The sequence below is a fragment of the Kitasatospora purpeofusca genome (assembly GCF_042691725.1).
GTDB lineage: Bacteria > Actinomycetota > Actinomycetes > Streptomycetales > Streptomycetaceae > Kitasatospora > Kitasatospora purpeofusca_B.
The window spans coordinates 1,935,709-1,961,339 of the sequence record NZ_CP170483.1; the positions used below are offsets into that span (position 1 = coordinate 1,935,709).

Here is a 25,631-nt window from a genome sequence, read left to right on the forward strand (position 1 = left end):
ACCGGCAGCTCACCCGGCAAGTGACGGGCAGTATCGGCGGGGCGGGAACCGCGGACGGGCCGGGGCCGCCTCAGCTCGCGGTCGCCAGCACCGGGTACGCCCCGGCGGCGCCGAACAGCCGGCGGCAGAGGTTCAGCACGGTGAACCGGACGCCGTCGCGGGCGGGGACGCTGCGGATCAGCCCGCGCGCCAGCAGCTCGTGCACGGCGGCCAGCGACTCCTGCGGGGGCCGGCCGCTCAGCTCGACGGCGTCCTCGCCCGACCAGTCCCCCGGCTCGGCGGCCAGCCGCGCCAGCAGGTCGCGCTGGCCCAGCGTCAGCCGGTCGAGCGCCGCGTCCAGGGCCTCGCCGACCCCGCCGCACCCGCCGAACCCGGCCGGGGGCGGCGCCAGCTGGAACGGCCCCTCGGCCAGCCGGGCCACCAGCTGGCGTGGGGAGAGCACCGTCGACCAGCCGGCGGCCAGCTCCAGCGCGCCGGGCAGGCCGTCCAGCAGGCGGCAGAGCGCGGCCACCGCCGGCGCCTCCTCCGGCTCCAGCCGGTAGCCGGGGCGCAGCCGGCGCAGGTGCGACAGCAGCAGCCGCACGGCGCCCACCTCGGCGAGCGCGGCCGGGTCGTGGTCGAGGTCCGGGCCCGGGGTGGGCAGCGGGGCGAGCGGGATCACCTGGCCGCCGGGCAGCGGCTGCGCGACCCGGGCGGTGATCAGCACCCGCAGGCCGGGGCAGCGCTGGAACAGCTCGTCCAGCAGGGCCGGCTCCACCCCGGTGTCGGCGCCGTCCAGGACCAGCAGGGTGGGGCGGCTGCCGATCGCCCGGACCAGCTCCGCGCGGCGCTCGGGGCCCATGCCGGGCTGGCGGGCCCAGTCCGTCCAGCGCACCGACCAGCGGGCCGTCAGATGCAGCCGGCGGGCGGCTTCCAGCACCAGTCTGGTCTTGCCGACCCCGCCGAGACCGGTCACGGTGACCAGCCGGTCCCCGTGCACGGCGAGGGCGTCGGTCAGCGCGTCCACCTCGGGTTCCCGGCCGACGATCGCGCCGCGGGCCACCGGCGGGGCGGCCGGTTCGTCGCGCGGCTCCTCGGCGAACGCCTGGCGGCGCGCCGCCGCCTCGAACACCGAGCGGCTGCGGCCCTCCAGGCGCAGCGCGTCGGCCAGCAGCCGGACCGTCTCCTGCCGGGGGCGCTGCACCCGTCCGCTCTCCATGTCGCGGATCGCCCGGACGCTCAGGGTCGCGTGATCGGCCAGCACCTGCTGGGTCAGGCCGATGCGCTCGCGCCGGATCCTGAGCAGCTCTCCGAAGCCCGCCGTCGACTGCAGGGTGTGAACGCCGTCCATGCTCCGTCCGCCTTCCGTGGGTTGGCCAACTACCGGGGACCAGGGGCTCGGGGCGTCAGTGCGGCGCACCCGAGGACGGCGCCGGGCGGTGGTGACCGCCGAGCCGGGTTCCCCTGCTCGCAGATGGTCCACGGCCGTGTTCTACGGTCGATCAACGGCCGATCACCACAGGTTCACGACTCCTCCGCATCGTCCACGAACCCTCCCGAGGAGGAGCTGCCGCTCCCGGGGGCGGACCCGGGGCGGGCCTGGGGCCGACGTGCGGCCGACGTGCGGCCGGCGTGCTGCGGACATGGGCCGGCCCGGGCGTACCGCATCGGGGAGCGGTACGGCCGGGCCGGTGATCGGGAGCCGGGGCGTCAGGCGCGCTGCATGCCCGGGTTGTAGGCCTCGGTGACGAAGGAGGCGGCGGTGCTCACGGTGCCGCCCGGGCGGGTGATGTGCGAGATCACCCGGTAGTCGGCCCGCGCGTGCTCCTCGTTGAGCGTGATCGCGGTGTAGCCGCGCCGCCCGTCGTAGAACTTCATGTGCGGGTTGGCGGCCGTCAGGGTGCCCCAGTTGCCCGGGTGCTCCTCGCCGTCGCCGTCGCTGGCGATCGAGGTGCCGACGATCTCGACGCCGACGGTCCGCGAGTCCGGGTCGTCGAAGTTGCGCTTGACGTCCATCGCGTAGGCGACGTGCACATCACCGGTGAGGATGACGAGGTTCTCGACGCCGATGTCCTCGGCGCCGGCCAGGAACCGCTCGCGCGCCGCCGGGTAGCCGTCCCAGGCGTCCATGGACAGCTTGGAGGCGGCCGCGGTGGTGTTCTTCCGGCGGGAGAAGACGACCTGCTGCGGGACGACGTTCCACACCGCCTTGGACTTGCGGAAGCCGTCCATCAGCCAGCGCTCCTGGGTGGCGCCCATCAGGGTGCGGGCCGGGTTCTCCGACTCCGGGGTGGGGAACTGCCAGCCGTCGCCGTTGGCCTGGTCGGAGCGGTACTGACGGGTGTCCAGGATGTCGAACTGCGCCAGCTTGCCGTAGTGGTGGCGGCGGTACAGCTTGAGGTCGGTGGCGTCCGGCTTGGGCATGCGCAGCGGCATGTTCTCCCAGTAGGCGCGGGTGGCGGCGGCGCGGCGGGCGACGAAGGCCTCCACCGACTGGTTCTTCTCGGGGATGCCCGCGGCGTAGTTGTTCTCGACCTCGTGGTCGTCCCAGGTGACGTACCAGGCGTGCGCGGCGTGCGCGGCCTGGAGGTCGGGGTCGGTCTTGTAGAGGGCGTACCGCAGGCGGTAGTCCTCCAGGGTGGTGGTCTCGTGGTTGAACAGCGAGGGCAGGGTGCGGTCGGTGTACTTGCGGTCGCCGCCGACCGCGTCGATGCCGTACTCGTAGATGTAGTCGCCGACGTGGAAGACGGCGTCGAGGTCCTCGTTCGCGAGGTGCTTGTAGGCGGTGAAGTAGCCGTCCTCGTAGGCCTGGCAGGAGACCAGGCCGAAGCGGACCTCCTCGATGTGGCGCCCGCGCGCCGGGGAGGTGCGGGTCCGGCCGACCGGGCTGACCCAGCTGCCGACCTTGAAGCGGTACCAGTGGACGCGGTCGGCGTCGAGGCCGTCGACGTCGACGTGCACCGAGTAGTTGAACTCGGCGTGGGCCTTGGCGGTGCCGCGGCGGGCGACCTTGCGGAACTTCTCGTCGCGGGCGATCTCCCAGTCGACCTTGACCACGCCGGTGGGCGGCAGGCCGTTGCCGGGCTCCAGCGGGCGGGGGGCGAGGCGGGTCCAGAGCACGACGGCGTCGCTGAGCGGGTCGCCGGAGGCGACGCCCAGGGTGAAGGGGTTCTCGGTCAGCGTGCGGGGCGCGATCTCGGCGTCCGCGGCGTGGGCGCTCGGCAGGTTGGTGGTGAACGCCAGCGCGGCGGCGGCCGAGGTGACGGTCAGGAAGCGGCGGCGGCCGATCCCGAGCCGGGTCGCGGCGTCCCGCAACTGCTGGTCGTGCGAGGCCTGGTCGTCTGTGCGGGCCATGGGTCTGGGCTGCCTTCCGTACGCTGGGCTGAACCGGCGGAGGACACCGGCTGTGTACGGAGGGGATTGGACTGGACCGTGCGGTACGGGGGGCATCGCGTTCTCGGCCGACAAGTGATCATCAGGTGATGACACCGGCCGAATCGGGCAATCGGACGATAACGCGCCCTCCCCTCAGCGGGAGAACGCCGCGAGGCTGAGCAGCAGGTGGGCCGACTCCGGGTGCAGGAAGTCCGCGTGCGCGCCCGCCGGCGCCAGGCGGCGCCCCGTCGCACTCCCCCGGAACACCCGGCCCGCGTCGACGTTGACGATCGGATGGTCCAGCGCCCGCCGGGAGTACGGCGTGTCCGTCGCCAGCAGCGCCGTGGAGTACTGCCCGACCGGCGCCGCCCCCACCCCCGAGTGCCCGATCCCGGGCGCGCCCTCGGCCCGCAGGTGCCAGAAGCCGGCGGCCCGGTCCCACCGCGAGTGCGTCAGCACCAGCGGCCCTCGCAGCGGCGCCCCCGGCCGCCCCGGCGCCGGGAACAGCCGCGGGAAGAGCCGGTCGAAGGCGTCCCTCGGCGCGGCCAGCTGGAACACCAGCGCGCTGTCCGCGGTGAACGGCCGCGCCGGGTCCGCCCGCCCGCGCCACCCCGGCAGCCGCGGCTCCGCGGCCGGCCGCTCCGCCGCCCACTGCACCGCCTCGCACAGGAAGCGGCCGCCGAACGAGTGCCCCACCAGGTGCAGGTACCGGCCCGAGCGGTTCGCCGGCGCCCCGGGGGCGTCCGGCCGTCCGCGCGCCGCGTCCAGGTGGCCGAGCAGCTGCCCGATCACCGACTCCGCCTGCCCGCCCCCGGGCCCGCTCATCGCGTGCGCCCGGTCCCGGATCCGCCGGTACCCGGCCGGCGAGGGCGGGCTCGACGACGGCCAGCGCACCACCACGCACCACGGCCGGTAGCCGCGCGCCGCCAGCCCCGGGTACGCCGTCGGCGCCGACCGCCCCAGCCCGACGGCCCGCGCGATCAGCGCGTCCGCCGTCTGTACGGCCGCCCGCGCGCCGGTCTGCCACCCGTGCACGTACACGTACAGGTCGGTGGCCCGCGCCGGCACCTGAAGGTGGCGCGCCAGGTGCTCGGCCACCCGTCCCTCCGGCACCGGCGTGCGGGTACCCGGCACGAGCAGCCGCCCGTGCTCGTCGAGGTCCACCACGGCATGGATCACGGCGTCGGCTCCAGCATGCTGTCGATCCCGCAGTGCAAGATCCCGCCCCCTCGGGTTGTCCGGCTGCCCGATCGACCGTAGCCGCCCGGAGCCGTGTTGTCCCCGACTTCGGCCGATTGCGGGCGGCGGCACGCCGTGCCAACCGAATGGGGCGGCCGGCGCGGACCCGCCCGCCCCACTCGGCCCACTGGTCATGCCCGCTCGAAGGCGGACGAGCGCCGCCCGTCCCTCCACCACGAGCGGGTCGGCCGTCTGCGAGCACGGCCTTCCGGCCTGTACAGACGCCGACCAGCAGGTCTTCGGGCGCCGACGGCCAGTGCCGCCACGCGTCCCTCTCGCCCCCGCCCACCGTAGCGCGCCCCGCCCACCCTGTCAGGGCATCTCACCGCTGTGGCGGGCGAGTTCGGCCGGATCCCGGGGGATGATCACGACAGCAACCGGGCGGCAGCCAATCACGCCGCACCACCCGCCCGCAAATCGGCCGCTCAGACGATCCGACGGACCGTCACGCACCTGAGGTGGCAACGGACTTCGACCGCCCGCGGCAGGGCGACGGCGGTGCGGGCCCCCGGATTGGCCGCCCCGGCTTGCGGCGGTGCACGCCCGCACCGATTCCGCCCGCGTGCGAACACCCGCCCCGGCGGCCGCTTTTCCGGCAAACGGCCGGTATCGTTCCGTTTATTAAAAACGACTTCATACGGCCGCAACAGCACACGCTTTCTTCGCGACCGACCGGGTGCTAGCCTCACTTCAATCTCGCGCCGCTTGAACCGTCCTTTACCCGGGCGATTCTCACCGCCGGAAAATCCCGGACCGCCATGCACGCCACCCCGTTTCGGTAATCCTGAAAGGGTTCAGCATGTCCGCTCCCGCCAGCGCCCCCGCCACCCCCACCGGCCCGGGCCTGCTCACGCCCCGGCCGATCGTCGGGCTGCTCACCGACTTCGGCCTCGTCGACGACGCCGTCGGCATCTGCAAGGGCATGGTGCTCAGCATCGCCCCGCACGCCAACATCGTCGACGTCACGCACGACGTCACGCCGTTCGACATCTACGAGGCCGGCCTGTACATCCGGGACTCGTTCCGCTACTTCCCGGCCGACGCGGTCTTCGCCTGCGTCACCTTCCCGCACACCGGCGTCCAGGACAACGCGATCGGGGTGCGCACGCCCCAGGGGCACACCTACTTCGCCCCCAACAACGGCCTGCTCACCCGGATCGTCCGGGAGGCGGGCGTGGCCGAGGTCCGCCGGATCACCGCCGAAAAGGTCCGCCGGCCCGTCGTCGACCCGACGTTCTACGGACGCGACATCGTGATTTCGGCCGCCGCGCACATCGCCAACGGCGTGCCGTTCAGTGAAATCGGCGAGGAAATCGAGGTCGCCGATATCACCTTGCTGGAGGTCGCCGAACCCGTCGTCGAAGGAGACTGGATAATCGGCGAGGTGGCGATTCTCGACAAGAACTACGGGAACGTCTGGACGAGCATCACCCGGGAATTCCTGGACGCCCGGGGCATCGCCTTCGACGCCGAGCTGGAGATCGAGATCGGCGGCACCCGGATCACCACCCCGCTGCGCCGCACCTTCGGCGAGACCGGCGAGGGCGAGCCGCTCGCCTACATCGCCAGCCGCGACCAGCTCGGACTCGCCCTCAACCAGGGCGACTTCGCCGCCCGGTACGGGGTGGAACGCGGGCACGCGGTCCGCGTGAAGGCGCGCTGAGCCCAGCGTGCGCGCGCAGGGGTACGCATTCGCGCTGCTGACCGCCGCCTTCTTCGGCGCGGGCGCCGTGCTGGCCAACCGGGTCACCCGCGAGATCGACCCGCTGCTGACCACCGAGCTCAACCTGTCGATCGGCGCCGTGCTGCTGGCCGCCCACCTCGCGGTGCGGCGCCGGCCGCTGGTCCCGCGCGGCCTGACCGGGCGGGACCGGCTCCGGCTGGGCTTCGTCTCGGTGGTCGGCACCGGCCTCTCGCTGGTCCTGGTGATCAGCGGGCTGAGCCGGACCAGCCCGGTCAACGGCGGCTTCCTCATGCAGCTCCAGGGGCCGACGGCCGTGCTGGCCTCCGTGCTGCTGCTCGGCGACCGGCTGCGCAGGCGGCAGTCGGCCGGGCTCGCGGTCACCCTGGCCGGCGGGGTGCTGGTGGTGCTGCGCGACCCCGGCGCGGGCTTCACCGCCGTCGGCACCGGTGACCTGCTGGTGCTGGCGGGCGCGGTGCTGGCCGGTCTCGCCTTCCTGCCCGCCAAGACGCTGATGGCCAAGGTGCCGCCGCTGCAGCTGGCCCTGTGGCGGCTGGTCCCGGCGGCGGTCGTCCTGCTGCCGGTCCTGCTGCTCACCCCCGGCCCGCTGCGGTGGCACCCGACGGCCGGCACGCTCGGCCTCCAACTCCTGCTCGCCGTCACCAACTTCTGCCTCGCCTACGTCACCCTGCACCTGGCGCTGGAGCGGCTGCGCCCGTGGGAGACGGCGAGCGTGCTCCAGCTGGAGCCGGCGTTCACGGTGCTCGTCGCCCTGCTGGCGCTCGGCCTCGCGCCGACGCCGCTGCAACTGCTGGGCGGCGCGCTGATGATCCGCGGCGGGCTGCTCGCCAACCGCCCGGCCCCCGAACCGGCGCCGGCACCCGAACCGCCCCCCGAACCGGCACCGACACCCGAACCGGCACCGACGCCGGCGCCGGCCCATGACCCGGGCGGCGGCAACCAGCCGCCGCCCGCTACCACCAACCCCCGACCCGCCTACCAGAACAGCCGAGGTACCACCCCATGAAGGCGATCCGCGTCCACGCCCCCGGCGGCCCCGAGCAGCTCCAGGTCGACGACGTCCCGGTGACCGAGCCCGCGGCCGGCGAGGTCCGCATCCGCACCGAGGTCATCGGCGTCAACTACGTCGACGTCTACCACCGCCAGGGCGTCTTCCCCGTCGCCCTGCCGTTCGTCCCGGGCATGGACGCCGTCGGCACGGTCGACGCCGTCGGCCCCGGCGTCACCGAGCTGGCCGTCGGAGAGCGCGTCGCCTACGGCGAACTCCCGGGCGCCTACGCCGAGTTCGTCACCGTCCCGGTCCGGCTGGCGACCACCGTGCCGGACGGCCTGGACTCCGGGACGGCCGCCGCCGCGATGCTCCAGGGGCTCACCGCCCACTACCTGGCGCACGACTCGCACCCGATCGCCAAGGGCCAGACCGTCGTGGTGCACGCCGCCGCCGGCGGGGTCGGGCAGTTCCTGGTCCAGTTCGCCAAGCGGGCCGGGGCGCACGTCATCGCCACCGTCTCCACCGACGAGAAGGCCGAGCTGGTCTTCGGCCTCGGCGCCGACGCCGTCGTCCGCTACGACCGGGAGAACTTCCGCGAGGCGGTCCGCCGGATCACCGACGGCGCGGGCGCCGACGCCGTCTACGACTCGGTCGGCAAGGACACCTTCCTCGACAGCCTCGACTCGCTGCGCCCGCGCGGCACCCTGGTCGTCTACGGCCGGGCCAGCGGCACGCCCGACCCGATCGACCCGTTCGTGCTGGTCCAGAAGGGCTCGCTGAAGCTCACCTGGCCCAGCCTCACCCAGCACGTGCTCACCCGGGAGGAGTTCACCGCGCGTACCGGCGACCTCTTCGCCGGACTCCTCGACGGCACCCTGCGGGCCCGGATCGACCGCACCTACGACTTCGCCGACGCCCCCGCCGCGCACACCCGGCTGGAGCGCCGCGAGAGCCTCGGCAAGATCCTGCTGCGCCACCCGTAGCCACCTGTAGCCACCCGACCCGCCCGACCCGCCCAGTACCGCCCGACCGACGCCCCGCCGGACTCCGCCTTCGCCGGCGGGGCGTCACCCCCATGACAGGTCCGAACGCCAAGCACGGGAGGACATCACCCATGGCTCCCCACTCCCCCGGCCCGACCGCCGCCCGCCACCGCCGGATCGCCGTGGTCGGCGCCGGCCCGCGCGGTCTGTCCGTCCTCGAACGCCTGCTGGCCAACGAGCGCTCCCGCCCGTCGGCCGCCGCCCTCACCGTCCACCTCGTCGACCCCTATCCGCCCGGCGCCGGCCGGGTCTGGCGCACCAACCAGTCCCGGCTGCTGCTGATGAACACGGTGGCCTCGCAGGTCACCGCCTTCACCGACCCGAGCGTCACCATCGACGGCCCGGTCGAGGAGGGCCCCAGCCTCTACGAGTGGGCCAAGTCGGCCGTCCCGCAGGGCGGTCCGGGCGAGTTCGACGACCAGGTGCGGGCCGAGGCCCGCGCCCTCACGCCCGACACCTACCCGACCCGCGCCTTCTACGGCCGCTACCTGCGCGACGTGCACCGCCGGGTGCGCGCCGCCGCCCCCGCGCACTGCCGGATCGTCGAGCACCGCACCCGCGCCGTCCGGCTGACCGACGCCGACTCACTGCCCGGCGCCGCCCAGGTGCTCGTGCTCGCCAACGGCCGCCGGATCGCCGACCTGGACGCGGTGGTGCTGGCGCTCGGCCACCTGGCGACCGGCCCGACCACCGCCGAGCGCACCCTGACCCGGGCCGCCGCCACGCACGGCCTCGTCCACCTGCCGCCCGCCAACCCCGCCGACCTCGACCTCGCCGCCCTGCTGCCCGGCCGCCCGGTGCTGGTCCGCGGCCTCGGCCTCAACTTCTTCGACCACCTCGCCCTGCTCACCCGCGGCCGCGGCGGCCGGTTCGCCGAACGCGGCGGCCGGCTCGTCTACCACCCCTCCGGGCAGGAGCCGCTGATCCTGGCCGGCTCGCGGCGCGGCGTCCCCCACCACGCGCGCGGCGAGAACGAGAAGGGCGCGCACGGCCGGTACCACCCCCGGCTGCTCACCGAGGCGTACGCGGCCCGGCTGCGCGAACGGGCCGCCGCCGGCGAGCCGGTGCGCTTCGTCCGCGACCTGTGGCCGCTGGTCGCCCGCGAGGTCGAGGCCGTCTACTACGCCACCCTGCTCGCGGCCGCCGGCCGCCCGGAGGACGGCGAGCGGCTCGCCGAGCAGTACCTGGCCGCCCCCGGCCCCGACCGCGCCGCGGCCGTCCTCGACCGGCACGCGATCCCCGCCGGGCAGCGCTGGGACTGGCAGGCACTGGCCCGCCCGTACGCGGGCCGGCGCTTCGCCTCCCGCGCGGAGCACCGCGCCTGGATCGTCGACCGCCTGGAGCACGACGTCCGCGAGGCCCGGGCGGGCAACCTCAGCGGCCCGCTCAAGGCCGCCCTGGACGTGCTGCGCGACCTGCGCAACGAGATCCGGCTGGCCGTCGACCACGGCGGCATCGAGGGCTCCTCCTACCGCGACGACCTGGAGTCCTGGTACACCCCGCTGAACGCCTTCCTGTCCATCGGCCCGCCGGCCTCCCGGATCGACGAACTGCGCGCCCTGGTCGAGGCCGGGGTGGTCGACCTGCTCGGCCCGGACGTGCGGATCACCCTCGACCCGCGCGGCGGCCGGCCCGCCTTCACCGCCCACTCCCCCGCGATCGACGCACCCCCGCTGCGCGCCGCCGTGCTCGTCGAGGCCCGGCTTCCCGAGCCCGACCTGCGGCGCACCGGCGACCGGCTGCTGCGCGGGCTGCTGGACGACGGCCAGGCCGGGGTCTACCGGATCCCCGACGCCACCGGGCCCGGCTACGAGACGGGCGGGCTGGCGGTCACCGAGCGCCCGTCCCGCCTGCTGGACGGGGCGGGGCGGGCGCACCCGCGCCGCTTCGCCTACGGGATCCCCACCGAGGCGGTGCACTGGGTCACCGCGGCCGGCATCCGCCCGGGCGTCAACTCGGTGATCCTGGGCGACTCCGACGCCATCGCCCGCGCCGTCCTCGCCCTGCACCCGCTGCGCCCGGCCGTCGCCGTGGTCCCCGCCCAGCGCCGGCCCGCACCCCGCACCCCCGTCCGCCCCGGCTGACGCCGCACGCCCCCCGGCCCCCTGCGTACCATCGGACGGCAGGGGGCCGGGGCTATCGCCCGTCAGAGCCCGTCAGAGCCCGCTCGTCCCGCTCGTCCCGCCCCGGGCGCCGGGGCGCTCCACCCGCCGCTGACCTCCTTCACCGGCTTGTGCGGGAAGCGGCGCTCGGCGTACTCCTTGGCGCGCGAGCCGGGCAGGACGTAGAGCGTCTCGGGCTTCTCCTGGAGCGGGCGCAGCACGGTGTCCATGAACTGCCGCCGGTCGTCGAGGTAGGGGCCGAGGACGTCCTCGCCGGCCGGGCAGACGGCGAGGCAGTAGGCCGCCTTGTAGCTCGGTTTGAAGGCGAGGCTCTGCCACATGGAGGCGTTCTCGGCGTCGGTGACCCGGCCGCGGAAGTCGGCGGCGTCCTCGCTGTCGGCCACGGTCTGCACCCAGTCGGTGAAGCCGGCCATGAACTCGCGGTAGTTGTGGGTGGCGCAGGCGAGGAAGTCGAAGTCGCCGTCCTTGGTGATCGCGCCCACCGGGCAGGCGGCGACGCAGAGCTTGCAGTCGACGCAGGGGTTGTAGTCGAGCGGTTCTCCGTGCGCGCTCACCTCGGCGTCGAGCAGGAGGGTGGCGAGCAGCACGAAGCTGCCGTAGCGGGGGTGGATGACGTTGCGGTGCAGCCCCATGACGCCGAGGCCGGCGGCCACCGCGACCGTCTTGTGGGCGACCACCCAGATCCGGCCGGGGAAGTGCTCCATCTCCATGGGGAAGGTCGCGGAGGGGTTGACGGCCCGGTGGCCGGCGTCCTCCAGGGCGCGGACCACCGTGCGGGCGGCGTCGTTGACGAGTTCGCCGGCCCGGTGGAACTCCTGGTTGGCGACGCTGCGCGCGGCCGAGCGGACGTCCTCGCGGTTCATCCGGACGACGAGCGAGACCAGCGTCCGCGCGCCGGGCAGGGCGTGCAGCACGTGCTCGCGCTCCCCGGCGAGGTCCGGGTGGTCCAGGCCGACGGCCGCCGCGTCGTCCGCCCCGGCACGCAGGCACAGCTCCCGCAGCCAGTCGGCGTCGATCACCGGCGGCGGGGTGTCGGCGGCCCCGGCCCCGGCCTCGGCGCGAGCGGCCAGGACCGCCCGCACCGAGGGGTGCTCGGCGAGCCTGCGCGGCAGCTTGGATCCCATGGACGGCCTCCGAATGCCTGTTAGTTCGATTTTCCAACCAGCTGGGCGCCCAGTCTACGCAGGGATAGTTTGAAAACAAGACTCACCCCAATGGAAAGGGCCCCCGCCCCTCCGAACGGAGGAGCGGGGGCCCGGGAACCGCAGGTGTCAGGCCATCAGGGCGAGCACCTCACGGTCCGGATCCGCGGCGTCGTACAGCGTCTCGACCGCCGTCCCGTCCAGCGGGAGCGAGCAGACGCGCGTGGCCCTGGGCAGCTCCCCGCCCGAGGGGCCGACCGCGAGCAGCAGCCGGTCCCCCGCCACCGCCGTGTCGGTGACGACCGCACCGGGGGCGTCGGGGAACAGCCCGCGCAGCACGGGCCGCAGGTCCGAGGACGTCCACCGGTGGCTCTTCCGCGGGTAGCGCAGCAGCCGCCCGGCGGCCGAGACGGCGGTGACACCGTCCGGCGTGACCGAGGGACGCCCCGCCAGGCCGTCGTGCGAGAGCCGGAGGAACGACCACGACCGCGCGGCCGTGTCCGCCCCGTAGAGCAGGGAGTGCTCCCACCAGTCGCCGAACTCGGTCACCGCGCACCAGAGGCCCGCCGTGCCGGCCGCCGTGCCGAGCGCGCCGGAGCGCGGATCGACCAGGGCCCCGCCGAGCTTGCGACGCAGGCCGACCGACGGCCGGCCCCACCCGGTGAAGTCCAGCTCACGCCACCCCTCCCCGGCGGGCGCCGGGGTGAGCAGCACGGGCCGCCGACCCGGCTGCTCGCCGGAGCGGTCGGGCGGCGACAGCCTGCCGCCGACCAGCACCAGCGGCTCCTCCGCAGTACTGGTGGCGCCCTGGATCAGGTACTGCTCCGGGACCGTCAGTTCCTCCCAGGCCGTCGCCCCCCAGGGAAGCCGGTGCACACTGCGCAGGTTCCCGAGGGCCGTCTCCCGGTGCGTCGCACCGACCAGCACGGTCGTGCCGTCGCGCAGCACGTGGTACTGGCCCGGCTGCGGATCGGTGGCCGGCGAGGCCGGGAGGGTGGTGAACTCCCCGCCCACACCGTCCGCGACGTGTACGGGGGCACCGCCGTCGGCGGCCGGGGCGACCACGCAGACCCCGCGGTCGTGCCGCACGATCCGCACCGGGTACGCCCGGAGCTCACGGATCTGGCACCCCGGCAGCCGGGACCGCCGGACGAGCGAGCCCTCCCGCAGCTCGGCGACGACCAGGTCGTCGCCCTCCCGGAGCACCGCCGTCGGGGCGGCCCGCATCGGTTCCGTCACTTGAACAGTCCTCCCACCCAGCCGCCGATCTTCCGGCCGACGTAACTGCCGGCCGCCGCGCCGATGACGCCGCCCGCGACCGCCCCGATGGCCGTCCCGGGGCCGGGGAACAAGCTACCAATGGCCGCGCCGACCACGGCACCGCCCTTGGCCCCGGCGATGGCTCCGCCGATGCCGCCCGCCTCCCGGGTCGCGGTGCGGACCTTCTCGCCCTCGGGGGCCGTGGCGACCTCGTAGACCCCGAGGCCGATGTCGACGCCCAGCAGGACCCGTCCGCCGATCTTGGACGCTCTGGCCAGCTGGTTCGCCCGGGGGTTGGTCTTCGCCGCGCTCTCGATGATCTCGACGTCCGACTTGCGCTGTCGCAGCGCGTCGTAGGTGGGGAAGTCCCGCTCGCCGCGCTTGCGCGGCAGGTACCAGTCCTCGAACGGGCTCCGGTAGTACTTTCGCAGCGCGTTGCGCTCGTCGGCCACCCACTGGGCGGCCGCCTTGTCGCCGTAGGCCGACCGCATCTCCTGCGCGGTGTCCCTGGCGATGCGGTCGGAGGCCCGGTACTGGTTGCGGCGGCGGTTGGCGTCCTCGGTGTAGGAGTACGTGTAGGCGCTCGCGGTGTCGGCGCCCGTCCGGCGCCAGTCCACGTCCCAGGTCGACGAGGACGGTGCGGGCGTCGACGGGGCCGGTGCGGTCGCCTCGTGGAAGGTGCCGTTCGAACTGACCCAGGCCTCGCCCGACGCGCAGCTGTCCGCGCACATCTTCTTGCCCGTCGGGTCGCTGAAGGTGACGGGGTTGTTGTTGCCGTACGCGTAGGCGTGCAGCTGCTGGGTGTCCTCGGTGGTCAGCAGCGGGTCGACGCTGACGAACCGGCCGGTGGCCGGGTCGTACTCGCGCGCCCCGATGTGGGTCAGGCCGGTGTCGGCGTCCTGGGTGCCGCCGACGAAGGTCCGCTGTCCGGCCCAGGCCGTGGCCTGCGGGCCGCGCGGGCCGCCGAAGACGGTGGTCTTGCGCCGCGTCACCGCCTGGGTCTGCGCGTCCACCTGGACGGTCGCCGTCCCCTGGCGGTCCGCCAGCAGGAAGGTGAGCGCGCCCCCTGTCCGCACGGCGACCGTCCTGGAGCCGACGGAGTAGTAGCGGGTGCCCACCGCCGGGCCGCTCTTCGGGAGCAGCAGTTCGTTGCCGCCCGGGAGGTAGAGCGTGGTGCCGGTGGAGTCGCGGCGGAGGAAGCGGGCGCCCTCGGCGTCGTACAGGTAGCTGCTGACGGCCGCGCCCTGGGTGACCTTGGCCAGGTGGCCCTCGGCGTCCCACTCCAGGGTCTGGGACCCGCCCGCGGTCTGCCGGGAGGTGGTGTTGCCGGCCGCGTCGTAGCCGTACTGGTCGGTCCTGGTGCCGCCCGGCCCGGTCTCGGAGACCGAGGTCAGCGCGTGCGGACGGGCCGCGCCCGCCGCCGGGGTGGTGTACGTCCTGCTCACGTCACCGGCGGCGCTGTCATGCCGCACCTCGGTCTTCCGGTTGCCCAGCGTGTCGTAGGTGTAGGACGTCCAGTAGGCGTCCGGCCCCGCCACGTTGCCCTGCGGGCCGGCGGTGCAGGCGTCCCGGGCCGTCCAGGCCTCGGTGATCCGCCGCAGCCCGTCGAGCGTGAAGCACTGCCGGTCGGTGACCCGGGCGGCGTCCTGGCCGCTGCCGGTGGTGATCCCGGTGACGTTCCCGGCCGGGTCGTAGCTGTAGCCGGTGTCGTCGATGCGCTGCGGGGCGGTCTCCCGGTCGGTGACCGCCCGGGTCAGCGCCCCGGTGTGCTCGTCGTACTCGTACGAGGCCCAGAGCTGCTTGCCGAACGCGCCGAACTCCTCCCGGGTGGTGCGCCCGTAGTGGTCGTACGTGGCGGAGGAGAGGATCGCGTCACTGCCCGCGTAGACGGTCGCGGCCAGGCCCATGGTCGGCGTGTAGGCGTTGGTGACCCGTTCCTGGGGCAGTCCGCCGGCGGCGGGCTGCTGGGTCCACATCGCCTGGCCGGTGTTGGCGTTGTAGGAGGTGGTCCACTTGTAGGTGCCGGCCAGGGCGCCTTCGGTGGTGGGGACGGTGATCTGGTTGGCGGTCGGCTTGTACAGGCTGTTGTAGGCCGTCACCTCCACCACGTAGTCCGCGCCGTCGACGTGCCGGACGGTCTTCGACAGCTGGCCCTTGGCCACGGTGTCGTAGACCCACTCGGAGAGCGCGGCCGTGCCCTGCTTGAGCGCGGTGCGCCGGCCGAGCGCGTCGTAGTCGGTGCGCAGGGTGGTGTTGCGCGCGTCGGTGGTCTCCACCGGCCGGTCGCCCGCGTCGTAGACGGTGGTCGTCCGCCCCTTGTCGGGGTCGTCGGTCTGCACCACGCGCCCGCGCACGTCGTAGCCGGTGGTCCACCTGTTGCCGGCCGGGTCGCTGACCTCGGTCAGCCGGCCGCGCTTGTCGTAGCCGTACTTCACCGACTGCGCGGTGGTGCGGGCCGGGTCGGTGTACTCCTTGACCTCGGTCTTGCGGCCGCGGCCGTCGGTGTAGGTGGTGGTGGCCACGGCGCCCTGCGGGGGGACGACCGTGGTCGCGTCGCCCTGGTAGGTGGTCGTGGTCCGCTTGGTCTCGTCGCCGAACCGCTTGGCGATGACGGCGGTCGGACGCGCCGCGCCGTCGAACAGGGTGTCGGTGGAGGCCGGGTACTTCAGCTCCTGGCCGAGCACCAGGACGCCCTCGGCGGCGCCGTCGGCGTAGAACTTGCCGGAGTCGCGCCAGGCCAGGCCGCGGGTGTCGTAGAACACCTCGGAGACCAGGCGGCCCGTCCCGCTCGGCGAGGGCTCCTGGGTCTGCCGGGTCCGCAGCAGGCCGTCCAGCAGCACGTACCGGGTGAGGTAGGTGGAGTCGTGCTGGAGGGTGGCGGTGCTGATGACGTTCACACCGTCGTTGCGGACCTGGTAGCCGTAGGAGTAGTTGGGCGAGTCGGGGTAGGTGGTCGCCGAGCGGGTCGGCAGCCACACCTTGGTGACCCGGCCCAGCGCGTCGAACGCGCTGGCGGTGACCTTGTTGTTGGCGTCGGCGACGGCCAGCTCCTGGCCCCGGCGGTCCAGGGTGGTGGTGCTCGTGTGGCCGAGCGGGTTGGTGACCACGCTCTGGGTGGGCACCTCGCCCGCCGCGGGGGTGTAGGCGGTGGTGGTCTGCTTGCCGTAGGCGTCGAAGGACGAGACGGCCCGGCCGTAGGCGTCGTAGCCGGTGCGGGAGACCGTGTCGTAGCCGGTGCCCGCCCCGTTGATCCCCCGGGTCTCGGTCACCAGGCCCTTGGTGGGCGCGGTGTCGGGAGCGGTCGCGCCGTCGTAGAAGGTCTGCTGGTCGGAGATGACGTCGGCCGGGCGGCTGACGGCGCCGCCGCACGCCGCGGCGACGGTCTCGACCCGGGCGACCCGGTCGAGCAGCCAGGCCGCGGTGTTGCGGGCGTACGTCGTCGTGGTGCACGTGTCGTCGTTGCCGTTCGCCTCGTCGCCGAGGTCGGAGACGGTGCTGACCATGCCGTACGCGTCGAAGGTCCGGGACAGCGAGGTGGTGCGCTCGCCGCCGCTCACCACGGTGCGGGTGCGCTCCTTCTCCACGCCGGTGAAGTACGCCTCCAGGGCGGGCAGGCCGGCCCGGCCGCGGGTCGCGCTCGCCGCGGCGGAGCGCCAGGGCGTGTACGAGATGGCGGAGACCAGCGCGCCGCCGTCGCCGTTGTAGGTGCTCTTCTCGCGCGCCTGGCCGGCGAACTGCGGGCGGTCGGTGACCGCGGCGCCGGTGGAGTCGGCGACCTGGGCCCCGTCGATGCCCCGGAAGTAGCGGGTCTCGGTGAGGGTCCGGGCGTCGTACCCGGCACCGGTGCGGGTCTGCACCCGGCCGTAGCCGCGGAACACGGAGTGGACGCGGTCCTCGGCCTTGGTGAACTCGTCCTCGTTCTTGGCCCAGGCGGCGCCGTCGAGGTAGGAGTACTCGGTGACCTTGTCGGGGCTCTCCACGACGTTGTCGCTCTCGACGACCTTGGTCACCACGTAGGTGTTGAACCAGTCGAGTTTGGCGGTGGTGCCCTCGGCGGCCCACTTCACCGGGTAGCAGCGGGTGGTGTTGCTCCCGTCCGAGGGCGGGAGGGTGGTCGGGGTGCAGTCCTGCTCCGAGTAGTACGCCCCGATGGTGCCGCCGGTCTCGGTGGTGACCTGGTTCAGGCGCAGCCGGACGAACGGGGCCAGCCCGTCGCCGGTCTTGTCGACGCGGTTGGCCATCTGCTCGCCCGCGAAGGTGACCGCAGGGAGCGTGATACTGCCGTTGCTCCTGCCCGTGCGGGCGACGGAGGCCAGCCACATCGGCGTGGAGATGCCGTCACCCGAGGGCGGGAAGCTCTGCGCCAGGTTCCAGGTGTCGATGTCCTGGTGGGCGCCGCCGGTGAGCACCCTGGTACTGATGGCGGTCAGCCGCTTGCGGGACCAGAAGGTCGGCGAGGCGTTGGACTTGCAGTCCGCGTTGTCGGCGCAGTACTGGTCGAACGGGACGTCGGGCCAGTTCTTGGCGTGGGCCTCGTCGAAGGTGCCGCAGTCGGCCAGGCAGCGCTCGTCGACGTCGAACTTGACGACGCCCGTCGGCTTGGCGCTGTAGACGGTGTCGGCGCGCAGGCCGTACTCGACGCGGTCGAGCCAGCCGCCGCGCACGTACGGCGTCGCGGTGCCCTTGCCGGTCGTGGAACTCCAGTTGCGGGCGTAGTTGTTGGACTCGGTGTTCCAGTAGTACGCCATCGCGTTGCCGCGCGGGTCCACCACGTAGTCCAGCTGCCAGCGCCAGGCCTGCTGGCACCAGGCGTTGGCGAAGGAGGCGTTGTAGCAGGGCTCGCCGGACTGGTTGCCGAACACCGGGACGGTCCAGGCCGACTTCGTCTCGGCCGAGCCGGCGGTGTGGCCGGGCAGGCGGTTCAGGCCGAAGAAGTACTGGGTGCCGTCGACCGTGGTGATCTTCCAGTACTCGCCGTCGTTGTCACCGTTGACCGCGCCGGTGAGCCTCTCGACCTTCTCGCCGGAGTCGGTCGCCGGGTGCCAGCCCTTGCCGGCCTCGTAGACCAGCTCGGTGTGCTTGTCCCCGAGGGAGAGCACCGCGTTGTCGTTGTACCAGCACAGGTCGCCGACCTTGGCGGTGTTGGTCCCGCCGGACTGGTCGTCGTTGCAGCCCTTGTAGCGGCGCTCGATGAAGCCGGGCTCGTAGGACCAGCCGTCACCCAGCCAGCCGGGCTGGTTGTTGGAGGCCGAGGTGCGGCCGTCCACCGAGGACGAGGAGTACCCGAGCGCCACGGTGGGCTGGAGCGCGCCGGGCACCGAGGGCACGCTGATCGGGTAGGACCAGTCGAAGCTTCCGGTGGAGCCGCCGGCCGTCCAGGCACCCGAGGGCTGGAGCGAGGTCGCCTTGTAGTCCCCGGACGGGCCCGACGCCGCGGCGGTGGCCGCGAGCACCATCGGCGCACCGGCCGCGGCGACGGCCGGGGCGGCGAGCAGGGCGCCCTTCGCCGCGGCGGCCGGGCCGGCCGGCGCGTCCACGGAGGCCGAAACGGTGCCCTTCACGGGCTCGTTGACCGACGCCAACGGCTCCGGCGTCCGGCACTCGGCGTTCTCCGGCGTGGTCAGCACACAGCCGGGAAGCCGCACCAGGGTGAGCCGTGACGCCCAGTCACCGCCGTACGCCCGGGCGAAGGACGAGTAGTCGACGGAAACGTCGACCTTCTCCGCCGTATCCGGTCCGGAGGCGGCCACCGAGAACAGTACGCCGTCGATCCCCGCCGCCCGGGCCTTCTCCCGGTCGGCGACGGTGACGCCGAGCCGTCCGGCCGGTACGTCGTCGGACTGCTTGCGCAGTGAATTCGCTTTCGGTCCCGGCGATTTGTCGGCCGCGCCGCGCACCCGCGCGGAAATGCGGTCGGATCCCGGCCAAACGGCCGCGGGCGCCGGCCCCTCGGTCACCGCGGCCTGGTTCGGCCGCTTCTCCTCGCCGAACCGTACCGGTTCGACCGGTACCGGCTTGGCGTCCTGCAAGGCCGGCAGGTCGGGCCGTGAGCTGCGGGAACCCGCAGCGACGGCCGAACCCGGAAGCGCCCCTATCAATGCGGTGGTGGCGATGGCTGTCGCCAACCAGCGAACAACGGAATGTCTCACTCCGGTCCCCTCCGAAGATTCTGAATGAGCCGGGGAAGGCTAGCAAGGGTTTCCGGCAGATCATTTGCCACCACTCACCTGCGATGCGAGCCGGAATGTCCGGTTGTGCGGCCAATGATCGCCCTCGCGCGCATTGCGGGTGAATGCCACTCAACGTTCGTCCGAATACCGGTTCATGAGGGCCGATCACTCTTACGACCAGTCGGAAACGCCGCCCCGGAGGGGGGTTGACCGGCCGGTATAGTCCTACCGCTTCGTGCAAGGAACCCCATCCCGAAGGAATCAGCGTGACCATCCTTTCCCAAAACGGCCGCAGAGGCTTGCGGCCGAACGGGGCGATAGCCCTGGCACTGGCAGGGGGGCTCGCGGTCGGCCTCGCCGTCGTGCCGCCCACCGTCGCCCGGGCGCTGCCGGCCGCCCCGGCCGTCGCCGGCACCACGCCCGCGGACGACGGCTCGGTCAGCCCCGAGGAGAAGGCCCTCCAGCAGGCCAAGTCCACCGGCGCCCCGGCCGAACTCGTGAACGCCCGCACCGAGTTGTCGGACACCTGGGCCAACCCCGACGGCACCTTCTCGGTGCGCCACTACGGGACCCCGGTGCGCGTGCTGCGCGGCGGCGCCTGGGTGGCCACCGACCCGACGCTGCAGGTCTCGGCCGACGGCTCGGTGCGGCCGAAGGCCGCCTCGGTCACCGTCGCCTTCTCCGGCGGCGGCACCGGTCCGCTGCTGACCGGCGTGAAGGACGGGCGCACGCTCTCGCTCTCCTGGCCGAAGCCGCTGCCCGCGCCCACCCTTTCCGGGAACGTCGCCACGTACGCCGAGGTGCTGCCCGGCGTCGACGTCCAGCTGAAGGCCGAGGTCGAGGGCTTCTCGCAGCTGGTGGTCGTCAAGACGCCCCAGGCGGCGGCCAACCCCGAGCTGGCCACGCTCAAGTACACGATGTCCACGGTCGGTGTGACGGTCGCCACCGACCCGGCCACCGGAGCCGTCCAGGCCACCGACCCGGCCGGGCGCCCGGTGTTCACCAGCCCGCCGCCGATGATGTGGGACTCCACCACGGTCAGCAGCGGCCAGCCCGCGGCCCCGGCCGCGAAGTCCGCGGCGGCCCCCGCCGCCGGAACCGCCCAGACCCTCGGCGGGGCCGCCGACCCCGCGAGCGGGTTCGAGCAGCCGGCCGGCGCCAAGGACGCCGTCATGCCGACCACGGTCAGCGGGAACACCCTGCAGATCACGCCCGACCAGGCGCTGCTCACGGCCACGGACACCCGGTACCCGGTCTACATCGACCCGTCCTGGGCGTGGGGCGGGCGGCAGAACTGGACCCGGGTCTACAAGAAGTACCCGAAGTCGAGCTTCTGGAACGCCAACGAGGTGGCCCGGGTCGGCTACGAGAACGAGACCAACGGCCTCTCCCGGTCCTTCTTCCAGCTGGACACCAGCAACGTCAAGGGCCGCAAGGTGATCTCCTCCACCTTCCGGATCAACAACGTCTGGTCCTGGTCCTGCCAGGCCCGTCCGGTGCAGCTCTGGCACACCACCGGCATCGACAAGAACACCACCTGGGAGCACCAGCCGAACAAGATCGACTGGCTGCGGACCGTCAACGAGTCCAAGGGCTGGAACTCGAGCAGCTGCCCCGGCGGCAACCTCGAGTTCGACCTCACCTGGAAGATGCAGCGGGTCGCCGCGGCCGGGGACCCCAACATCACGCTCGGCCTGTACGCCGAGAACGAGAGCGACACCTACGGCTGGAAGAAGTTCGACTCCAAGTCGGCCTACCTGGAGACGAAGTACAACGACCCGCCGCTGACCCCCTCGGGCCTGGGCACCAACCCGCGCACCGACTGCGCCACCGGCGGCCTGATCGGCAACACCACGGTCAGCCTCTACGCGCTGGTGGACGACCCCAACGCGGGCAACCTCTCGGCGCAGTTCCAGGTCTTCCGCGACGGCGCGCTGGTCGCCGACAAGTGGATCCCGGCGCTCAAGGGCCGGGTCTCCACCCTGGTCGTGCCGGACGCCGAACTGCCCACCGGCGACTACACCTGGCAGGTCCGGGCGTACGACCAGAGCGAGTACTCCGGCTGGAGCACCACCTGCCGCTTCACCGTCGACCGGACCCGCCCGGCCAAGCCGCCCAAGATCGACTCCGCGGCCTTCCCCAACGGCGAGAACGGCTGGCCGGCCGGCACCGGCAAGGCCCGCAACCCCGGCGACTTCACCCTTTCCGCCAACGGCATCGGTGACGTCGTCCGGTACGGCTACTTCACCGACTGGGACCAGTCGGTGAAGTCCAGGGACGTCCCCGCCGGCGGCTCCGCCACCATCTCCCTCACCCCCTCGGGCGTGGGACCGCACTTCGTCCACGCCTTCAGCCAGGACGCCGCCGGAAACCGCTCCGACACCGCGACGTACCTGTTCTACGCCGGCCGCTCGCAGACCAGGGACCTCCCCTACGACCTCAACGGCGACGGCCACAAGGACATCTGGAGCGTCGACTCCAACGGCACCCTGCTGACCTACGCGGGCCAGGGCGACGGCCGGTTCTCCTCCGCCACCAACGGCGGCCTGAGCTTCACCGACCCGCGCATCACCTACTCCGGCGACTGGGGCGAGGACGGCTACAACGACCTCGTCAGCCTGGAGTACGACAGCGTCGACAAGCGCCGCAAGCTCTGGAGCTACCCGAACAACGGCCTCGGCACCGCGAGCGTCAACTTCGGCAAGCGCAAGCAGGAGCTCAAGGTGTTCTGCCCGGTCGCCGACGAGGAGGGCACCTGCCCGTCCGGCAACGACCACTTCCAGAACCCGAACACCCAGATCCTCTCGCCCGGCGACCTGAACGGCGACGGCGTCCCGGACCTGCTGGTGCGCGACGGCAAGCTGCTCTGGGCCTACTACGGCGCACGCAACGACTACCTGGACAACTCCGACCCGGTCCTGGTCGGCGGCAACGACTGGGACAAGTACACCGTGATCGCCCCCGGCGACCTCAACGGCGACGGCGTCCCGGACCTCTGGCTGCGCGACGAGGTCGGCGGCGACATCCTGCGCTCCTACGGCAGCAAGGACGCCAACGGCGTCGTCGACCTGGCGACCTGGGGCACCAAGGACCGCACCAAGGTGGGCTACGGCGTCACCAAGGACCTCTGGCCGACGGTCGGTTCGGTCGGCGACATCAGCGGCGACGGCGTCCCGGACCTGTGGGCGCGCAAGGCCGACAACACCCTGTTCGCCTGGTACGGCCAGGCCTGGAACGGCAGCGTCAACTCCTTCTCCGGCGGCTGGACGATCGACGGCGTCGTCGGGGCCCGGATCCCCTCCGGCACCAACCTGGCCTCCGGCCAGGAGTACGCCACCGGCACCGCCAAGCTCACCATGCAGGCCGACGGCAACCTGGTGCTGACCAAGGCCGGCAAGACCTTCTGGGCCTCCAACACCGCCGGCAACCCGAACGCGTTCGCCCGGATGCAGGCCGACGGCAACCTGGTGGTCTACAGCGCCGACGGCTCCAAGGCACTCTGGAACTCCCACACCAACGGCAAGCCCAACTCCTACGCGATGGTCCTCGAACACGGCGTCCTGGTGATCTACAACCCGGCCGGCCAGGGCCAGTGGACCAGCGGCAGCCAGAGCCGGCCCGACTTCAACGCGGACGGCAGGACCGACATCCTCACCCGGGACGCCAACGGCGACGTCTGGGTCTACCCCGGCACCGGCGGCACCGGCACCGGCACCTTCGGCGGCGGCCGGTACTTCGCCGGCAACGGCTGGTGGCGCGACTACTGGACCAGCATCTACGCCACCGATCTCAACAACGACGGCCACACCGACATCGTCGGCGTCAACCGGCTGGGCGAGATGTGGCTCTACCCCGGCACCGGCCGCACGGACCGGACGGTCGGCGACCCGAGCCTGATCGGCGTCGGCTGGTCCTACACCACGCTGGCGTTCGGTGACGTCACCGCCGACGGCAAGACCGACGTCGTGGCCCGCGACAGCGGCGGCGACCTCTGGATCTACCCGGGCACCGGCGGCACCGGGACCTCCACCTTCGGCGGCCGCAACTTCGCCGGCAACGGCTGGTGGCCGGACGGATGGGTCACCATCCGGATCGCGGACGTCAACGGTGACTTCAAGCCCGACCTCATCGGCCGGCTGAACACCGGCGACCTGCGCGTGTTCCCGAACACCAGCACCTACGGCAGCACCAGCTTCGGTGCGCACTACTTCTGGGGCAACGGCTGGTGGGTCAACGAGTGGAACCCCTTCGTGAGCGACTTCGACAACGACGGCGCGGCGGAACAGGTCGGCGTCTACAACACCGGTGACATGTACGACTACCTTCCGGGCGGCCGCACCCTGGTGGGCACCGGCTGGACGTCGTTCTTCGACGTCGTCCTGTAGCACCACCAGCAGCACCGCTCCCGGTTCCGGACCCGCGCCGGACCCGGCCGGACCCGCAACGGCGTTCGCCGTTGCGGGTCCGGCGTTTTCGCGGGCCCGCCCACCCTCGGGACCCTTGTTCCCCCCGCCCGGGACCTACGGCCCGCAGCGGCGCCGGACCCGGCACGGCAAGCTCTACCGCAGATGAACCGCACCGCGGGGCCTCGCCCGCCGCTGGGCCGCCCTCCCGGTCGTCCGCGACCACGCCTCCCCCGCCGACCCCCCTCCCCCGACAGCCGGGGCCGGTCGCGATCTCCCCCCGCGACCGGCCCCGGCCCCGGAGCCACTGAGAGACTGGCGCCATGTCCAAGAAGCGCCCGCGCGCCGCCACCCTGGCCGAAGTCACCGCCGACCTTCCCCCGGTCGAGCACCCCTACCGCGAGGGCGTCCTGTCGCCCGCCGGCCGCACCGAGTTCGTCGACGACCGGGGGCAGCGCTGGCGCAAGGTCCGCGGGCCGCTCCAACCGCGCCTCGTGAAGCGCCTGCTCACCGCGGCCGACGCGGTGATCATCGGTGTCGGCGCCGGTTTCGAGTACCGGCACATCGCCCCGGAGGACCGCGCCGACACCTGGCAGACCGTCAAGGACCGGCTGAGCGACACGGGCGAGTCCCCGACCTACCGCCCCTTCGAGTTCGCCTCGGCCGACGGCCGGACCCTCCTCTACCTGGACGAGTGCTGCTGAACCGCTCCCCGTCTCCCTCATCTCTCACGGCAGTGCCGTCTCGGCACCTGCGGAACGCATTCGGATTGGCCGATTCCCCTGCGAAGCCGAGGTGGCGCGGCTAGAGTCGCGCCCGTAACGACCGCCGCCCCGACCGCCGGCGGAGCACACGGCGCACCCCGTACCACCGCACGCACCAGCGGCCCGTCCACCACGAACACCTCCGCGACCGGGCCGACTTGCCGCCGAGCAGACAGGGAACCCGTGCCATGACCGTCCGACCCGGCCGACGGGCGGCGACCGCCGTCGTCGCCGCCGCGCTCAGCACCGGAGCGCTCCTGGGCGCCGCCCCCACCGCCTCCGCCGTCTCCACCGCACCCACCATGACCGTGCTGCCCACCGGCGTGCCCGGGAAGTCCTCCAGCGACCCGACCGGGGTCAACAGCGCCGGCGTCGTCGTCGGCTACGCCTACGCCTCGGGGCAGGGCGTCGAGGCCAGCGCGATCCGCTGGGCCGCCGACGGCACCCCCGCCACCCTCCCGCCACTGCCCGGCGCGGCCTACGCGCAGGCCCTGGGGGTGAACGACGCGAACCTCGCCATCGGCATCTCCTGGCCCGCCGCCGGCGGTTCCTGGCAGTCGACCGCCGTCCGCTGGGCCGCCGACGGCACCCCCACCGCCCTGCCCCCGCTGCCCGGCGACCTGTACAGCAGGCCCGCCGCGATCGGCGGCAGCGGCATCGTGGTCGGCACCTCCTACACCAGCTCCGTCGACACCCACGCGGTGGCCTGGCGCCCGGACGGCACCACCGTCACCCTCGCCCCGCTGCCCGGTGACACCACCAGCGAGGTCCTCGGCGTCAACAGCGCCGGCCTCGCCATCGGCCGCTCCTACACCGGCATCGGCGCGTTCCACGGCATCGTCTGGCGCCCCGACGGCATCCCGGTCCGGTTCCAGACCGGCCCGACCGCCGGACGCGGCGACTGGCCGGTGGGGATCAACGACGCCGGCACGGTGATCGGCGTCGCCGACCGGCCGCAGGGGATCGGCAGCAGCCGGCACGGCCTGGTCCGCTCGCCCGGCGGAACCCTGCGCGACCTGGGCGCGTACACCACGCCGACCGCGGTCAACGCCTCCGGCACCGTCGTCGGCCAGTACCAGCCGGACCCGGGCCAACTCGCCACGCACGCCGCCCGCTGGAGCCCGGACGGCACCCTCACCCCGCTGCCCCGGGAGCCCCTGACCGGCGGCAACTCGATCGCCGTCGGCGTCAACGACTCCGGCACCGCGATCGGCTACCAGTGGGACGGCATCCCGGCCCGGCAGTACCAGTCGGGCCGGATCTGGGCCCCCGACGGCACCCTCACCGACCTCGCCCCCCACAGCTCCGACAACACCACCCTGTTCGTCAACAACGCCGGCCTGGTCGTCGGCCTCTGGCTGCTCCGCTCGCCGGGCAGCCTCTACCCCTCCCACCTGACGGCGGTCTGGCGCCCCTGAGGCCCGCCCCGCCGGCTCACAC

13 protein-coding genes are annotated in these 25,631 nt (G+C 73.4%); 7 read left to right on the forward strand and 6 right to left on the reverse strand.

Annotated elements, in window-relative coordinates; all coding sequences use genetic code 11:
* Positions 1–70 precede the first annotated feature (70 nt).
* The 3 genes from ACFCLZ_RS07660 to ACFCLZ_RS07670 form a co-directional block, all read right to left on the reverse strand.
* Entirely contained in the window at positions 71–1,330 is a 1,260-nt protein-coding gene (locus ACFCLZ_RS07660; protein WP_380284015.1) for a helix-turn-helix domain-containing protein, read from the reverse strand.
* Between the two features lie 359 nt (positions 1,331–1,689).
* Complete coding sequence (locus tag ACFCLZ_RS07665; protein WP_380284016.1) at positions 1,690–3,333, reverse strand: alkaline phosphatase D family protein; 1,644 nt, start codon at positions 3,331–3,333, stop codon at positions 1,690–1,692.
* 174 nt (positions 3,334–3,507) lie between these two features.
* Entirely contained in the window at positions 3,508–4,533 is a 1,026-nt protein-coding gene (locus tag ACFCLZ_RS07670; protein WP_380284017.1) for a hypothetical protein, read from the reverse strand.
* A gap of 859 nt (positions 4,534–5,392) precedes the next feature.
* On the opposite strand from ACFCLZ_RS07670, the gene ACFCLZ_RS07675 reads away from it, so the two are divergent.
* The 4 genes from ACFCLZ_RS07675 to ACFCLZ_RS07690 all read left to right on the forward strand — a co-directional run bounded on the left by ACFCLZ_RS07675 (position 5,393) and on the right by ACFCLZ_RS07690 (position 10,413).
* Positions 5,393–6,256, forward strand: coding sequence for an S-adenosyl-l-methionine hydroxide adenosyltransferase family protein (locus ACFCLZ_RS07675; protein ID WP_380284018.1), 864 nt, complete (start codon positions 5,393–5,395; stop codon positions 6,254–6,256).
* A gap of 7 nt (positions 6,257–6,263) precedes the next feature.
* Positions 6,264–7,301, forward strand: coding sequence for a DMT family transporter (locus tag ACFCLZ_RS07680; RefSeq protein WP_380284019.1), 1,038 nt, complete (start codon positions 6,264–6,266; stop codon positions 7,299–7,301).
* The gene (locus ACFCLZ_RS07685) at positions 7,298–8,269 is read left to right on the forward strand and encodes a quinone oxidoreductase family protein (protein WP_380284020.1); all 972 of its coding nucleotides are present in this window, start codon (positions 7,298–7,300) and stop codon (positions 8,267–8,269) included. Before ACFCLZ_RS07680 ends, ACFCLZ_RS07685 begins: the two co-directional genes overlap by 4 nt.
* A 131-nt stretch (positions 8,270–8,400) precedes the next feature.
* Entirely contained in the window at positions 8,401–10,413 is a 2,013-nt protein-coding gene (locus tag ACFCLZ_RS07690) for an FAD/NAD(P)-binding protein (protein ID WP_380284021.1), read from the forward strand.
* A 62-nt stretch (positions 10,414–10,475) separates the two neighbouring features.
* On the opposite strand, the gene ACFCLZ_RS07695 is transcribed toward ACFCLZ_RS07690, so the two are convergent.
* The 3 genes from ACFCLZ_RS07695 to ACFCLZ_RS07705 all read right to left on the reverse strand — a co-directional run bounded on the left by ACFCLZ_RS07695 (position 10,476) and on the right by ACFCLZ_RS07705 (position 18,883).
* Entirely contained in the window at positions 10,476–11,576 is a 1,101-nt protein-coding gene (locus ACFCLZ_RS07695) for a 4Fe-4S binding protein (protein WP_380284022.1), read from the reverse strand.
* Between the two features lie 147 nt (positions 11,577–11,723).
* Positions 11,724–12,833 carry a hypothetical protein gene (locus ACFCLZ_RS07700; RefSeq protein WP_380284023.1) on the reverse strand — a complete coding sequence of 370 codons (1,110 nt, stop codon included), beginning with the start codon at positions 12,831–12,833 and terminating at the stop codon, positions 11,724–11,726.
* Complete coding sequence (locus tag ACFCLZ_RS07705) at positions 12,830–18,883, reverse strand: RHS repeat domain-containing protein (protein ID WP_380284024.1); 6,054 nt, start codon at positions 18,881–18,883, stop codon at positions 12,830–12,832. The genes ACFCLZ_RS07700 and ACFCLZ_RS07705 overlap by 4 nt, the downstream gene beginning before the upstream one ends.
* 407 nt (positions 18,884–19,290) lie before the next feature.
* On the opposite strand from ACFCLZ_RS07705, the gene ACFCLZ_RS07710 reads away from it, so the two are divergent.
* The 3 genes from ACFCLZ_RS07710 (at position 19,291) to ACFCLZ_RS07720 (ending at position 25,609) form a co-directional block, all read left to right on the forward strand.
* Positions 19,291–23,409 (forward strand): FG-GAP-like repeat-containing protein, encoded by a 4,119-nt coding sequence (locus tag ACFCLZ_RS07710; RefSeq protein WP_380284025.1) that lies wholly within the window; start codon positions 19,291–19,293, stop codon positions 23,407–23,409.
* A 341-nt stretch (positions 23,410–23,750) separates the two neighbouring features.
* Complete coding sequence (locus ACFCLZ_RS07715; RefSeq protein WP_380284027.1) at positions 23,751–24,131, forward strand: hypothetical protein; 381 nt, start codon at positions 23,751–23,753, stop codon at positions 24,129–24,131.
* A 248-nt stretch (positions 24,132–24,379) separates the two neighbouring features.
* A complete protein-coding gene (locus ACFCLZ_RS07720) occupies positions 24,380–25,609 on the forward strand; it encodes a hypothetical protein (RefSeq protein ID WP_380284028.1) in 1,230 nt (409 codons plus the stop codon).
* Positions 25,610–25,631 lie beyond the last annotated feature (22 nt).

What these genes read in the sequence shown, in the direction of transcription:
- ACFCLZ_RS07690 (WP_380284021.1), top strand. Translation starts at nt 8,401, where the DNA reads ATGGCTCCCCACTCCCCCGGCCCGACCGCCGCCCGCCACCGCCGGATC.
- ACFCLZ_RS07720 (WP_380284028.1), top strand. Translation starts at nt 24,380, where the DNA reads ATGACCGTCCGACCCGGCCGACGGGCGGCGACCGCCGTCGTCGCCGCC.
- ACFCLZ_RS07665 (WP_380284016.1), bottom strand. Translation starts at nt 3,333, where the DNA reads ATGGCCCGCACAGACGACCAGGCCTCGCACGACCAGCAGTTGCGGGAC.
- ACFCLZ_RS07685 (WP_380284020.1), top strand. Translation starts at nt 7,298, where the DNA reads ATGAAGGCGATCCGCGTCCACGCCCCCGGCGGCCCCGAGCAGCTCCAG.
- ACFCLZ_RS07695 (WP_380284022.1), bottom strand. Translation starts at nt 11,576, where the DNA reads ATGGGATCCAAGCTGCCGCGCAGGCTCGCCGAGCACCCCTCGGTGCGG.
- ACFCLZ_RS07660 (WP_380284015.1), bottom strand. Translation starts at nt 1,330, where the DNA reads ATGGACGGCGTTCACACCCTGCAGTCGACGGCGGGCTTCGGAGAGCTG.
- ACFCLZ_RS07715 (WP_380284027.1), top strand. Translation starts at nt 23,751, where the DNA reads ATGTCCAAGAAGCGCCCGCGCGCCGCCACCCTGGCCGAAGTCACCGCC.
- ACFCLZ_RS07675 (WP_380284018.1), top strand. Translation starts at nt 5,393, where the DNA reads ATGTCCGCTCCCGCCAGCGCCCCCGCCACCCCCACCGGCCCGGGCCTG.